This is a genomic window from Paenibacillus alkalitolerans (assembly GCF_016482785.1).
Taxonomy (GTDB): Bacteria; Bacillota; Bacilli; order Paenibacillales; family YIM-B00363; genus Paenibacillus_AE; species Paenibacillus_AE alkalitolerans.
In genome coordinates, this window is the sequence record NZ_JAEMXM010000014.1 from 20499 (window position 1) to 35392 (window position 14894).

10 protein-coding genes and 1 pseudogene are annotated in these 14894 nt (G+C 49.5%); 9 read left to right on the forward strand and 2 right to left on the reverse strand.

Features of this window, described 5'->3' with window-relative positions:
- The first annotated feature begins 82 nt into the window (after positions 1 to 82).
- Entirely contained in the window at positions 83 to 994 is a 912-nt protein-coding gene (locus JET16_RS19700; protein WP_199619314.1) for an ArsR/SmtB family transcription factor, read from the forward strand.
- A gap of 274 nt (positions 995 to 1268) precedes the next feature.
- Here the strand turns inward: JET16_RS19700 and JET16_RS19705 are convergent, their stop codons facing one another.
- Positions 1269 to 2171, reverse strand: a complete 903-nt coding sequence (locus JET16_RS19705) for an AraC family transcriptional regulator (RefSeq protein ID WP_199619316.1) — start codon at positions 2169 to 2171, stop codon at positions 1269 to 1271.
- Between the two features lie 335 nt (positions 2172 to 2506).
- Here JET16_RS19705 and JET16_RS19710 point away from each other — a divergent pair, with 335 nt between their 5' ends.
- The 6 genes from JET16_RS19710 (at position 2507) to JET16_RS19735 (ending at position 11579) form a co-directional block, all read left to right on the forward strand.
- Positions 2507 to 5236, forward strand: a complete 2730-nt coding sequence (locus JET16_RS19710; RefSeq protein ID WP_199619318.1) for a glycosyl hydrolase family 95 catalytic domain-containing protein — start codon at positions 2507 to 2509, stop codon at positions 5234 to 5236.
- Between the two features lie 201 nt (positions 5237 to 5437).
- On the forward strand, positions 5438 to 6361 hold the full coding sequence (locus tag JET16_RS19715) for an ABC transporter permease (RefSeq protein WP_199619320.1): 924 nt from the start codon (positions 5438 to 5440) through the stop codon (positions 6359 to 6361).
- 37 nt (positions 6362 to 6398) lie between these two features.
- Positions 6399 to 7283 (forward strand): carbohydrate ABC transporter permease, encoded by an 885-nt coding sequence (locus tag JET16_RS19720; protein ID WP_199619322.1) that lies wholly within the window; start codon positions 6399 to 6401, stop codon positions 7281 to 7283.
- An 84-nt stretch (positions 7284 to 7367) separates the two neighbouring features.
- Positions 7368 to 8942 (forward strand): extracellular solute-binding protein, encoded by a 1575-nt coding sequence (locus tag JET16_RS19725; protein WP_199619330.1) that lies wholly within the window; start codon positions 7368 to 7370, stop codon positions 8940 to 8942.
- 116 nt (positions 8943 to 9058) lie between these two features.
- Positions 9059 to 10822, forward strand: coding sequence for a sensor histidine kinase (locus JET16_RS19730; RefSeq protein WP_199619332.1), 1764 nt, complete (start codon positions 9059 to 9061; stop codon positions 10820 to 10822).
- Positions 10797 to 11579: a response regulator transcription factor gene (locus JET16_RS19735; protein WP_199619335.1), complete on the forward strand. Its 783-nt coding sequence runs from the start codon at positions 10797 to 10799 to the stop codon at positions 11577 to 11579. The genes JET16_RS19730 and JET16_RS19735 overlap by 26 nt, the downstream gene beginning before the upstream one ends.
- A gap of 293 nt (positions 11580 to 11872) precedes the next feature.
- On the opposite strand, the pseudogene fdhD reads toward JET16_RS19735, so the two are convergent.
- Positions 11873 to 12672 (reverse strand): annotated as a pseudogene (gene fdhD, locus JET16_RS19740) (formate dehydrogenase accessory sulfurtransferase FdhD).
- A 326-nt stretch (positions 12673 to 12998) separates the two neighbouring features.
- Here fdhD and JET16_RS19745 point away from each other — a divergent pair.
- Together JET16_RS19745 and JET16_RS19750 are read left to right on the forward strand one after the other, a co-directional pair.
- Positions 12999 to 14273, forward strand: coding sequence for an L-lactate MFS transporter (locus JET16_RS19745; RefSeq protein WP_199619573.1), 1275 nt, complete (start codon positions 12999 to 13001; stop codon positions 14271 to 14273).
- 112 nt (positions 14274 to 14385) lie between these two features.
- Positions 14386 to 14751 (forward strand): DUF2294 domain-containing protein, encoded by a 366-nt coding sequence (locus JET16_RS19750; protein WP_199619337.1) that lies wholly within the window; start codon positions 14386 to 14388, stop codon positions 14749 to 14751.
- Positions 14752 to 14894: the final 143 nt, after the last annotated feature.

Sequence of the window (14894 nt, forward strand, 5' to 3'; positions counted from 1 at the left end):
AAAATATAATAAACATATCGTAATGAATTAATCAATATGCTAAGCGAATAATTTTTATTGCAACCAGGAGGGCTGCCCAATCATGCAATTGTCCACGGACTCCGATTCCTTATTGGTGTTTGAAGCGCTCGCAAGCGAAGTCCGCCTGCGGATTATTGACCTTCTGCACCATGGAGAGAAAAGTATTAAGGCTTTGGCGGAAGCGCTCAGCCTGAGCAGCGCTATTGTCAGCGTCCACGTCGGCAAGCTGCAAAAGGCGGGTATTATCAGCTGCAGAAACAAGCGAATCCGGGGCGGAACGTACAAATTTTGCTCGCTTGCCACCCATCACTTGCAAATTAATCTATCACCGGACAGCAACCGATCATCCCGGAAGCTGGTCGAAATCTCCATACCGGTAGGGCATTACACGGATGTTCAAGCGATCCCTACATGCGGACTTGCATCAGTGGAGAAATTGATCGGACAATACGATGACCCCAGGTTTTTTATGGATCCGGAACGCGTTCAGGCCGGAATCTTATGGTTCTACAAAGGATATGTGGAATATAAGGTGCCGAATTACCTGTTTCGGAACCAAAGGCTGAATGAGGTCGAAATTTCTATGGAAATTGGCTCCGAAGCACCAAAAATTCATGAGCAGTGGCCTTCCGACATCCGGTTTTATATGAACAGCACTTATCTGGGGAAGTGGACAAGTCCGGGAGACTTCGGGCGGAGAAAGGGGAGGCTGACACCGGAATGGTGGTCGCCGGACGTGAATCAATACGGACTATTAAAGGTACTGAGATTAAATGCAAACGGAACATTTATCGACGGACAGCGGATATCGGATTTAAAAATTCACGATCTGGATTGGAATGCCGATTCGTGGACTTTCCGGTTGACAGCCGAAGATACGGGACGCGGGCGCGGGGGGCTTACATTGTTTGGAAGAGGTTTTGGAAATTATGACCAGGATCTCTTGTTCAGGGTTTATTATGATTCGCATTAGAGCGGTTTGACGGGCAATATTCGGCAATGGAGTGTCAGTTATGGAGGAATTTATTGCGTTGCTTCAGAGGGAATTGAACCGCAGCGCAATTATCGAAGCAAGCATATGTGAACCACTCGATGTATGAGTGGTTTTTTTATGCGAAAAAACACGTATGCAGATTGGAATTTTTTTGAGGCAGGTGCTGACCGAACTGGAAAGCACGCATATCGAACCTTATTCAAAAGGCGGTTAACAAATAATATTACGGGAAGAGGGGAGCGAAAGCTGCCCTTTATTCATTGTCCGAGCGATGAGACATCCGGTAAGCGCCTGCGGAAACCCGGTAACGCTTTTTGAACGACTGGCAGAAATGTTCGAATGCGGAATAACCGACGCTCTTCGCAATATCGTTTACAGGCATCGATGTCGTCTTCAACAAATGCGCTGCGGCGTGTAACCTCGCTTCGGTCCTCTTTTGCGTAAAAGTGAGGCCGTATTCGTTCTTCAGCGTTCTTTCCGTCTGTCTTTTGCTTAACCCAAGAAGATCCGCAAGCATCTGCAACGTAATGGAACGATAGTTGTACAAGAAACTTTGATCTATAAGCACTAATCGGTTATCATCCAACGTTTTGCCGCGGATTTTGCTCATGGAGGGGCGATTGTTCGTATAGTTCCGGACGAGCTTGATGACGATTTGCTCAATGATGTTTTTGACGACGATGGAATAACCGATAAACCGGTTGCTTGTTTCATCGGATAATTGCTCGAAAGCCGACAACATATTCTGCGTGTCTTGGCCAATCCAAAATGATGTTCCCGAAAGCAGTTTGCCGATTGCGTCAAGCTCTTGCTCGTCATCCGTTTGGCCGGAGTATGCCCGTGCTGCGCCCGGAACAACTTCAAAACAGATGCAGTATTCGAACATGGGATCGTCGGAAGACGCTAACTGTTCATGCGCAACGCCCGGTCCGGTCATGAATAATGTGCCCGGTGAAATCGGATATGCATGACCGTTTGCAATAAGGGTTCCGTATCCGCTCGGGATCAGATGCAGTTCGTAGCTCTTATTGCTATGGCTGTGCATGTGCATGGGGTTGAAAAAATAACCGCAACACACATAAAGTACATGCAGCGTGTAATTGCCGAAGCTTATTTTTACGTTCATGTTGTCAAGATGAATAGAAGGGTATTTCATGCGTGATCCCTCATCTCCGGGATGGTGTGGGGGTATACTGTCTGTTTTGCTTCCTCCAAGTGAATCGTATCCTATGACTATAATTAGGGCAAGTCCAAGATAAGGAAAGGGAGCATTCTCTTGCTCCGAAAGTTAGGCATAAGAACCCTCCTGGCGATACAGGAGGGTTTATTATTGTAATCCGGTCGGTTGTACAACCACCTGCGTAATTGCGACATCTTTGAAGATTTTGTGTCGCGCTGAACGATTCATGAACCATCTCCGGCCCGATATAATTAGAGTCACAACGAGCGCCGTTCGGGATCTCATTTTATTCAGATTAGGAGTGTACAAGTATGACTAAAGCGCCGGAAACTGCACGAATGTACGAAAGAGGAAATTATTGCAGCACCTACACGGAGGTTCCAACCTCAAATCCCGGAAGAGCTTGGCGGGACGGCATGATTAGCGGAAATGGCGAAAACGGTTATATTACGTCGGGATCGCCTTACACGGATACTTTTATTTTTCAATATATGTGGTTTAACTTTCCGTCCCGAGATCCGAGAGTAATTCCGGAGGAATTGACCGGGCAGCTTGCCGATGCCAGATGGAATGTATTTAACTTGAACGATCAATGGAAGATCACCCATGCGGACGGCAAAACAACAAGGAAAAGAACATTTCTTTACAGCTTCCATCCGGGACACCAGCTCAGGCTAAGCGCGACGAATACAGGAACCGTGTCCGATTATGAAAGATGGACGAACTATGAAACGGCGGAAACCGGTGTGCGTTACACGGATGAATACGGCGAGTGGATCCGCACCTCGTTTACTTCCAGAGAGGACAACGTTTCCATTACAAAGATCGTACAATCCGCCGCCGGCGCAAAGATCAACATGGTTATCTCCATTGATGACATTGCGAGCATGTACAAGGCGCGCAACGGTACGTCCGAGGTTGAGGCGCTCCAATATAAAAAGCTGGTCGATCCGAATGCCGAATATATCGCGCAGGCGGCGCATTACCCGTCCTATCCGGGCAGCGAGCTGAGCGACGGAGGATACGCAGGCCTGACACAGGTGATTGTCGTTAACGGAACCAAGAAGAGCGTGCTGCTTGCCGACTCGAACGAACCGATGAATGTCGGAACGGAACGGAATCCTGCGATTCAAGTGACCGGTGCCGACGCCGTATACTTGATCACGCAATCGAACCGGACATTCGATATGGGCAACATCGAAGATTTTGCCGGAATGACGCAATACGCCATAGTGGACGATCTGTTTAAGAACACAAATTCCATTGCGGAAAAATATAAGGATGCATTCGGCCATTTCGATTATGACGCAGCCCTTGCGCCTCACGCCTTACATCATTCCGCGGAATTCAACGCCGTACGGTTTCAACTCAAAGGCGACGAGGAATTCAAGAACGCGGACAACGTGGCGTTAATCAACGCGCAGAGGGCATCCAAAACGAAAATCAATCATGCGTTTATGGAGCAGGTATACGATCAGGGACGCTACGCCTTGATATGCTGCAGCGGTTCAAGCGCGCCGCGCTTGTACGGGATGTGGACCGGAGAGTGGAATCCGGCCTGGCGTGGGATCTATACTCTTGACGCCAACGTGAATTTGCAGGTTTCCCCCATGAACACAGGCCATTTCACGCAAGCGCAGCTCGGGTATATTACATTCTTCTTGAGAAACGCGCCCGACTTCGAATACAATGCGCGAATGGCGTACGGGATGCACGATGCGCTGCAGGTGTCGGTAAACTCGGACATCGACCGCGCAATGCATGTGGAATATGACAATGACTATCCGTTCGAGTATTGGAATGCAGGGGCGAGCTGGTGTCTGCTTCCCATCTTCGAGTATTGGCAGTGCTACGGCAACCGGCAAATTCCGATCAACGACTACATGAGGATTGACGACCTGAAGCGGCTGCTCAGTGTAAGAGATGGCGGGCTGACGGATGAACAATTCCGGCAATTGACCGAGAAGGGATATTTGGATTTGGAGAAGGATATTTTGCTTCCGCTGCTTACAAAGCAGGCCAATTTCTGGGGGCAGATATGCACGCCGGAATACTATACGGACAGTAACGGCAATGCGTGCCATGAGAAAGGCAAAACAGCGCTGCTTCCGGGCGAGAAATATATGATTATTCCAACCTATTCGCCCGAAAACAATCCGATCGGTTACAACAGTACGATTACGGCAAATGCCACCATGGATGTTGCCGCGGCGCGGGACGGTCTGCATATGGTCATAGCTTTGGAGAAAGCAGTCAAGCGGGACGGATATGAAGACGCCGTCGCCAAATGGGAAGCGCTGCTTGCGATGCTGCCGGATTATAAGGTTGATAAGGACGGCGCCTTGCGCGAATGGGCGATGAATGAATATACGGAAAACAACCACCACCGGCATTTGAGCCATCTGTACCCGGCATGGCCCGCATATGAAACGCAGAACAATATGGAGCTGGTCAAAGCCGCAATTATCGCGGTAGAGAACAGAAATAAATACAATACGGGGGATTCGACGGCGGGACACGGCTGGATGCACAAGGCGCTCGTTTGCGCAAGGTTGAAAGACGGCGACGGGGTTGTCTCTTCCCTTCTGCCGATGATGACGGAAGAAGGTTATTACGCTTCTTTAATGACGGACCATGATACAAACAGAAGATGCGACTGCTACTGCACGGATACATTATTCGGCACTGTGGGAGCGGTAAATGAAGCGTTGCTGTTTTCGAATACCGGAGAAATAGAGATTCTCCCGGCGCTGCCCTCCGAATGGAAAGCAGGATCCATCCAAGGACTGATGGCAAGGACCCGGGTGGAGGTTTCAGCGTTATCATGGGACCTGTCATCCGGCACAGTAAGCGTTACATTGAAATCTCTTGCCGATCATAATGAAATCATATTAAAAGCAGGCATTCCTTGGGCAAAAGCGACGGTTGACGGCCGCGAAGCAAAGGCGCTTGACGATGAATCCGGCAAGCATATTCCCTTGACGCTCAGTTCGGGTATAGACGTTACGGTCGTATTTACATTGTCCGGCCTATCTGAATAAATCAAACGGCGAACGTTGTCCTGAAATACGGGGGCTTGCGTTCGCTGTTTTTATCATTGTGCGCAAGCGGCTAACTTGAAATCTTGAAAAAGGACACAAGTTTATAAAAAATGAACCGTTTTCATGCGTTCCGCAGTGCCTCTATAATTTACTCAAGACAGCGCTTTCACAGGGGGGATCGTTATTCGGACAAACATTACTATGAAGCAATTTCAAAAGCAGCTGCCTTTCCATGCGTTCGTCGGACTCGGCATTGTGTTTCTGATCGTGTTCAGTTACATCCCGATGTTCGGGATCGTGATCGCCTTCAAAAACTACAAGATCACGATGGGGATTGAAGGGATATTTACTAGTTCCTGGGCGGGATTGACCCACTTCAAAGAATTGATCAACGATTACAATTTTCCGAATCTGGTGCGAAACACTGTTATTCTCAGCATTTTAAAAGTCGTGTTCTCTTATCCGGTTCCGATCTTGTTCGCCATCTTGCTGAGCGAAGTCCGGAATCTCGTGTTCAAACGTTTCGTTCAGACGGTCAGTTATTTGCCGCATTTTGTCTCGTGGGTTGTCGTTACCGGCATTGCGTACGCCTTTTTCTCGTCGGGCTACGGCATATTCAACGATCTGCTGCTCTCGCTGGGCATCCGGGAAAAACCGTTGGACGTGCTGACGGATCCGGATTCTTTCTATGGCTTGGCTGTAGCATCCGCGATATGGAAAGAGGCGGGGTGGTGGACGATCATCTTCCTCGCGGCGCTCGCCGGAATCGATCCTTCGCTCTATGAAGCGGCCGAGATCGATGGAGCCGGCAGACTGAAACGCATCTTGCACATTACGCTCCCGGGATTAAAGAGCGCCTGCGTCGTCGTCCTGATCTTATCCATCGGCAGCATGCTTGGCGGCGGGCTCGTCGGATCGAACTTCGAGCAGTCGATGCTGCTCGGCAATGCGCTTAACAGCGATAAATCGCAGATTATTCAAACGTATGCGTTCAACATCGGGCTGGCGCAGGGCAGATTTTCGTTCGCCACCGCCATCGATCTCATGCAATCGGTTATCTCTCTTATTTTGATACTTTCGAGCAACTACATCGCCAAACGGGTGACGGGCAGCGGATTGTTCTAGCTCGTTGCGTATTACAATTCGAAATGCAGGTGAACCTATGAACCGCAAAAGAAGAACATTGGAAGATTGGTGTCTCGACGTTATTATTGCGATCGTGCTGATCATCGTCGTAGCGGTCACCCTTTATCCGTTCTATTACATCCTTATCATAACTTTCAATTCCGGCGCCGATACGAGTCTCGGCGGCATGTACTTATGGCCCCGGCAGTTTACGTTCGCAAATTACATTCATTTCCTGGAGGATCCGAAATGGATTCAGGCTTTATGGATGTCTATGGTAAGGACCGTCACGGGAACGGCGCTCGGCGTGTTGTTTACCTCCATCGTTGCGTACGGTCTCGCCAAACGCGACTTGATGTTCAGAAAAACCTATTTCTTTATCATTATCGTCTCCATGTATTTCTCGGGCGGTCTCATCGCTTACTATATCGTGCTGAAAAGCTTGGGGCTCATTAATACGTTCGGAGTTTATGTCATTCCGGGCATGCTGAATTTATTCTTCTTGATCATCGCCGTCACCTTTTTCCAGGAAATTCCCGAAGAGCTCGGAGAGTCGGCCAGAATGGACGGCGCAAGCGAGCTTCGCATCTTCGCGAACATCATACTCCCGGTATCCATGCCTCTGATGGCCACCATGAGCTTGTTCACGGGATCGGGGCATTGGAATGCCTGGCTCGACTCGGCATATTTCGTTCAGGAAGAAAATTTGAGAACGCTCACCTACCGGATGATGCAGGTCATCAATCAATCGATGGTGCCTGTCAGCGATGTGCAGGCGGCTTCGATGTCCCAAGCGAGAGTGACGCCGTTCTCGATGCAGGCGACCGCCATGGTCGTGTCTATCGTGCCGATCCTGGGCGTGTATCCGTTTCTGCAGAAATACTTCGTATCGGGAATGATGCTCGGTTCGGTGAAAGGTTGAGATCACGGGGATTTTAAAGCTATCTTGATTTGGGCCCGAATGAAGATGCTTTAAAATAAATAAAACAACAGGGGGATGAACAAGGTGAAACGATACAGATTGGCGGCGCTGTTGGCTGCTGTGTTGTTGATGCTAAGCAGTATGCTGGCGGCTTGCAGTAACGGTGCGGGGGGAAACGGAAGCCCGGCGGGGAACGATTCGGAGCAGTCGGCCGGCAATTCCGGAGGCGGGGAGGCCGCTCCCGGCGGCGAACCGGTAGAGCTTTCGATGTTCGTCGACGCTACATGGTATCCTTTCCAAGAGTGGGCCGGCGAAATACCGGAGCTCATAACGAAGGCCACTGGAGTCAGGCCCAAAGTAACCGTCGCTACAGACGACAAGCAGTTGGCATTGATGGTGTCGTCAGGCGATCTGCCCGATATTGTCGTTTCCTTTAACTTCAAGCTGATGTCGGACGGCAATGTAAGCCTGCCTTATAATGAAATTTTCCCGAAGTACGCGCCGGAAGTGAAGTTCGATCCCGTCAAAGAATTCGTCAATACGGTGAGCGACGGCAATTACTACGCGATCCGCAACGATTTCTCGACCGAGGCTGAATGGAAGGCGAATCCGTATGCGCACATGATGGTGCCGGGACTTTCGATGCGCAAAGACATCCTGGAGGAGTTGGGCAATCCGGAAATCAAATCGCTCTCCGACCTGGATAGGGTGTTTGCGCAGGTGAAGGAAAAGCACCCAGAGATGACACCGCTTATTTTGAATCCCAACTGGCAGCGACCTTATTTTGATGTCCAATTCGGTGCGCAGGGCGGTTTTGTCGATCAGAATGGTAAAATTGTCTATTATCTGAGAACGCCAGAAATCGAAAAATCGATAATGTATATGAACAGCTTATACCGTAACGGCTATATCACATCCGAGAATTATGCGTACAAAAACGAGACGGAAACGGCGCAAATGATGCTTGCCGGCAAAGGTTTTGCTTACACGTGGACGTACTCGGGGGCCGATCGATTAAACGCAGATGCCAAAGGAGCCTATCAATTCGTTCAACTTGCTGAACCTCTGGGGCCTGATGCGTCGATTACGAGTACTGGAACAGGTGGTCTCGGCGTGTACGTGACGAAGAACAACAAGAACGTGGAGGCAACCGTCAAATTCCTGAAGTACATGTTCTCGGAAGAAGGCTGGAGACTTGGCCAATGGGGCGTGGAAGGAAAAGACTGGACTTGGAACCCGAAAGGCTATCCGGAATTCACGTACGATCCTGCGGATTTGGAAACGATCAAGAAGAAAGGCGTCTATTGGTGGGGCGTGCCTTGGGAGACCGGGGTCGGCATGGCGCTGTCTTCCTACAAGCCGGGATCGGAGACGACGCGTCAAGGGGAGCAGTATTCGAAGATCATCGAGTATAATCCGGCAATCGGTTTGCTGAATCCGGAAACCGATTCCCAGGAGCAGATTATCAAAACCAATATCGATAATATGGTAAAAACCGAGATCGTCAAAGCATATTTGGCTGAAACGCCGGAAGAAGCGAACAAAGTGTACGATGAAATACTGCAAAAAGCCGAAAAAATCGGCATGGCCAAACTTGAAGCATGGGCAAATTCCCAATACGGACCGTTGAAGGAAAAATATGAGGCTTTGACGAAATAAGCGGATCCCGCGTATAATTTTAACCATACGGAATATAAGGCCTTTGCCGGGACCTTATATTCCGTATTCCATATTCGGGGCTAAGACATTATTACGAAATCGGAGAACATGGTGAAATGCGGATCAGCACAAAGATGATCGTAGGGTATATGCTGCTTATCGTCCTGCCTTTCCTTCTTTTTGCCGTGTTCATCTATTATCAGCTGTACGACAAACTGCTCACGGAGTATCAATTGTCGAATCAACAAAATCTCGAGCAATTGGCCGGCAATCTCGGTTCCGGGTTGGGAAAGATCGAATCGTTGCATTCGATCTATCAGAACAATGTCGCATTGAGAGATTTTTTGCGCGGAGAGTACACGGCGGATCGCGATCTGATCTATACGTATTTGAAAGAGATCAGCCCGGCCTTTTCCTTCGCACATCTTGCGGATCCGTCAATTCGTTCATTGACCGTCTATCCGAAATCGCAGACGCGGTTATTGTCTTTGCCCGGTTTTCAACCGTTTGATAAGATACACGAGAAATTGGAACAAGCTGAAATTGAATCATTGCGGCCGGCCAGAGGGCTATGGAAGCGGACGGCGGTGAACGGGAACGACTTGTCCTTGGCTTACTATCATAAAATTTACAGCGAAACGTTCACAAGCGATCTCGGCATTATTGAGATGAATGTCAGCCCAGCGCTGATCGGCGGTTTCCTTCGCAATCTGAGGGAGGTGCACCCCGGCAACGTCATTCTTCTTATGGACAAAGACGGGCGTATTTCCCGCCATGGGACAGGCTTACACATTTCCGACGTTCAAGCATCGGCTATCGCGTCACTGATCCGGGACAACGGGAAGAAATCGTTTGTGACGGGCAAGGACCGGTGGCTGGTCAATTCGGTGAACATCCCGCGGCTCGGGCTGACCGTCATCGAAGTGAACAAACAAAATACGCTCTTTATATATTTGACGTCTAAGCTGTTATGGGTTGCCGGAGGAATTGGAGTATTGGCCTTGCTGTCGATTCTCTATTATTGGATCGTATCCTCCATGACGAAGCGGATCGTGCTGCTGTCCCGTCATATGCGCAGAGTAGGGGCGGACTCGCTCAGCAGTTTTACCGGCAAATCCGGCTCGGACGAGATCGGATTTCTTATTGACAGTTATAATGCCATGATTGCAAGAATAGACGAACTCGTGAATCGCGTTCAGAAAGTGGAGCTGCTGAAGAAAGAGGCGGATTTCAAAATGCTGCAAGCGCAAATCCAGCCTCATTTTCTATATAACACATTGGAGACGATGCGGATGCTCGCACGGTCGAACCGCGATTACAAAGTAGCGGATATGGCGTACTCCTTGGGGAACCTGCTCCGCTACAGCCTTTCCAAGAATGACGATACGACGCTGGAGGAAGAGCTTGAGAACGTCCGTGCGTACATTGCGATTCATCAAATCCGGATGCAGGATTTGGCTTTCGAACTGGACGTCGAAGACGGTATTTTGCCGCTCCGCTGCCCGCGGTTTATATTGCAGCCTTTGGTCGAAAACAGTCTGATCCACGGTTTGTCGCGCAAAAGAGGCGCCAAGACAATAGCGATTCGCATCCAACGGGAGAACGACCGCGCCATCGTCGAAGTATCCGATAACGGAGCGGGCATTGCGGCGGAAAAACTCGACAGGCTTCAGCGTATACTAAACGGTTCCATTCTTGACGGTGCCATAGAAAAACAAAGTGCCGGCATCGGACTTAGCAACGTGGCGGAACGGATCAAAGCATATTTCGGGCAAAATTCGGAGCTGCGCATTGCCAGTCCATCCGGCGAAGGAACGGTTTGTTCGCTACTTCTCGAGCTGAAGGAGAATGGACATGCTCAAACTGATGATCGTGGATGATGAACCCGTCATATTGTCGGGAATCCGGGACATGGTCGAACAGGAAAACACGGCTTTCACGAAAATCGTAACGGCCTGCGATGCCATCGAAGCGCTGGAAAAAATCGATTACTTTCATCCCGATCTGATTATTACGGATATCCAAATGCCCGAAATGGACGGATTGGAGTTTATCGGGCGTGCCAAAGATAAAGGTGCGAAGAGATTCATCATTCTCACCGGGTATGACGTCTTCGAATACGCACGGCAAGCGTTACGTCTGCAAGTGGCGGATTATTTGCTGAAACCGATCAACGAACGGCAGCTCCATGAATTACTAAAGCGAATGGCGATTGATGTGATGGCGGAACGGAGCCAAACCGGGGAATCCGGCGGCGCTTCGCGGGAGGAGCAAGCGGAATGGTTGAGCGAACATGTGAAAATGCTGAAGGACTACATTGCCGCCAACTATATGAAGGATATTTCACTTACGGAAGCAGCGGCTTATCTCGGTCTGCATCCGTCGTACATCGGCCAATTGTTCAAGAAGGAGACGGGCGAATCGTTCGTCCGCTGCGTCAATCAAATTCGCATCGACAAAGCGAAGGAATTGCTGACGAGCAGGGAAAAGATATCTCTTGAGAAAATCGCCGGCTGCGTAGGATTCGAAAACCGGCGTACGTTCTACAAAGTTTTTCGCAAATACACCGGACAAACGCCGGGACAATATCGTGACAGCTTGCCGAACCACTGCATCGACAAGAGTGAAAATTATTGAAAAGCGAATGGGCCGTTTCCCGGTTGATGACTGGGTAACAGCCTATTCGCTTTCTCTTGCGAAGCTGAAACCGGCAGGTCTTACCTTTGGTGTGGGGGACTGCAAGGCGATGACGGTGAACTTCCGTCTAACTTGCCCGATAGCTTAACTGTAAGCCAACTTCGTTGTACGGATACCCCACGCCATGTAGTGACAATTCATAACCGCCGGGCCTCGGCGACAACGCCGGGCGGTGCGGCTCGTTGGCGCTTGGAATCGAAGCGCTGCACAGAGGCGCGTGATACAGTTCGCACTTACTTGCCGTCTTTTGCCGTCTCAATAATTCGTTCCGGATGGGTATAAATATTGAGTCGATTATTCCGGATAAAGCCGATCGCGGTTATGCCGAGCTGTTCGGCCATTTCCAGGGCCAGCTCCGTCGGCGCGGATTTGGACAAGATGATGCTGACTCCGATTTTTGATACTTTTAACAAAACTTCCGATGAAATGCGCCCGCTGAACGCGATGATTTTGTCGTCCAGCCGGATGTTGTTTTTCAGACAATGTCCATATATTTTATCGAGGGCGTTGTGCCGTCCGATATCGGTGCGAGCGAGTATGATGCCGTCGGTATTGCATAAGGCCGCATTGTGAACTCCGCCCGTATGTTTAAAGGCCATCGAGGATTCCTGCATAACCTGCAGCAGATGAAATGCGTCCCGGAGATCGTAAGGGAGGACGTAACCTCTTTCGCCGTATGCGCGTCGTTGTAGAAATAGAACGATTGCCGGCTTTTTCCGCAGCAGGAGGTAACGTATCTTTTGTTATAAAATTTTTGGTTGAAATTGAGCGGATGCGAGGTGGTTACCTTGGCAAATCCTTGCCGTGCGTCGATCGATAACGAAATGATCTGGCCGAAACGGCGTATGATTCCTTCCGACGCCAAAAAGCCGATGACCAGTTCCTCCAGATCCGTCGGGGTACATACAATTGTAGCCAATTCCTCGTTATTGATATAGATCGTCAGGGCGAATTCCGTAACGATTTCGTCATAAGTTTCATGTACCGCAGAACCGTCAAAACGCCAAATTTTTCGCTGCTTGCTGACAGGCAAATCCAAACCGAATCCCTCCTTCGGTAATGAGAGGCGCGAATAAAAAAGTGAATAAAAAATGAAGCGAACCTATTATCATGACAGCGTTTTCATGTTATTATTAATTGTGTCTGAATTCACAAAAAGTTCAAGCCGAATTACGCGGAACAGCGATCCTGTTTCCCGTGACCGGATTTTCATGAAACGATTGCGTGGCGTTGGCGCTTGACAGCGTTCCTGTCGGAGACTAACCGTCGCATTTTTCGTTTGTTGTGGAGCTTCTTTCCACGATGAAACGGGATTGCGCCGGTTTTTCTTTTTGTTCAGACTACATTAAAGAATGGGAGATGAAAAACTTGCAGCAAAAAAATCGTTGGCTGATCGCCGCCGCAGCAGTGGGCATTCACATTTCCATCGGTTCGGTCTATGCCTGGAGCGTGTTCAGCAAGCCGTTGATGAATCAGTTCGGCTGGGACACGAAACAAGTTTCGTTTACGTTTAGTTTGGCGATTTTGTTCCTCGGTTTGTCGGCCGCTTTTCTCGGTCATTTTGTCGAGAAGCACGGTCCCCGCAAGTCGGGAACATTGGCATCGATTTTTTTCGGAATCGGGATTGCCGGATCCGGTCTTGCCGTACATCTCGGTTCGCTGCCGCTGCTTTATCTTTTCTACGGTGTTCTGGGGGGAATTGGTCTTGGTGTCGGGTACATTACTCCGGTTTCGTCGCTGGTGAAATGGTTTCCGGACCGCCGCGGCTTGGCAACAGGCCTCGCCATAATGGGGTTCGGCTTTGCCGCACTCATCTGCAGTCCGATCATGGCCCGTTTGATCCAATCGGTTGGCATCGCAAACACATTCTATATATTAGGACTCATTTATTTTATCGTCATGTTCGGTTCTTCGCAGTATTTGGCCCCGCCGGAATCGGGGTGGCTGCCGGCCGGATTTAAGGAAAAGGTGGCTGCCGGAAAGGTAAAGATAAAAGGCGATCTGGCTCAGCTGACGGCGAATCAAGCCGTCAAAACAATGCGTTTTTGGTGGCTGTGGCTGATGCTGTTTATCAACGTGACGTGCGGAATCGCGATCATTGCCGTCGCTTCGCCGATGGCTCAGGAAATCGCCGGGATGACGCCGCTGGCCGCAGCGGCGATGGTCGGCTTGATGGGGCTGTTCAACGGGCTTGGGAGGATCGGTTGGGCGTCATTCTCCGATTATATCGGCAGACCGAACGTATACACGACGTTTTTTGCGCTGCAAATCGCCGCATTTTTCTTGCTCCCGTCCGTCAACGCGGTTCTCTTTCAGCTTTTGATTTTCCTGATTCTTACTTGTTACGGCGGCGGATTTGCCTCAATTCCGGCTTATATCGGCGACTTGTTCGGCACAAAACAGCTTGGCGCGATTCACGGCTATATTTTAACGGCTTGGGCCGCCGCGGGTCTTGTCGGACCGCTGTTTGTTTCCTGGGTACGCGATACGACCAAGAGTTATGTCGGAACACTGTCGATTTTCGCAATCATGTTTGCGGTTGCGCTCGTCATTTCGATATTGATCCGCGCCGACATTAGAAAACTGCGCGCTGCGAATGCCGGCAAGGTGTTGGATGTTTCTGCCGAGGCATAGAAGGAGCATGGGCTTCGGCAACCATTGACGGCGCAAGTTGATTTTGGAAGATTGGAGATGTTACAATTTTGCATGGAAGCGAATCATAAAGGCAAAGGACAGACGAATCGCAATGAACAAATATGAAGCGGAGTTCAGCAACCTGGTCCGAGCCTTCCGGAAACGACATATGGGAAAAGGCCCGAGCAAAATCGTCACCACCTTTTGTAAAAATTGGGCAATATGCGAGATGGAGGGGAATCTGTCTCCGGTCGAAAAGTTTATAGCCGCCGCCGACGAAGGCAAGCAAATGCTGCGGGCAGCCCGAACAGAGATGGTGAAAGAGATGTACAGAAAAAATCGTCCGGTTGAAATGGAAGAGTTTCTCGGAGCCAACTTCGTTGAACTTTTCGTCGATATCAATATCGACAAAGATTTTGGTTTGTCCGTCTTCGTATTCGATCAAAATATTGAGGAAAAATTTTCAAAACTGCTATAATAATAAATTAGCTGAAGATGATATGAGCAGTTGGCACTTGGCAGCGACCCTGCTAAAGACTAACCGCCGCAGAATCTCTTTTCGTTGTTACGCGAAAAGACGATAAGCGGCGGTTTTTTATTTGAATGGAAAAAAGAGAGCTT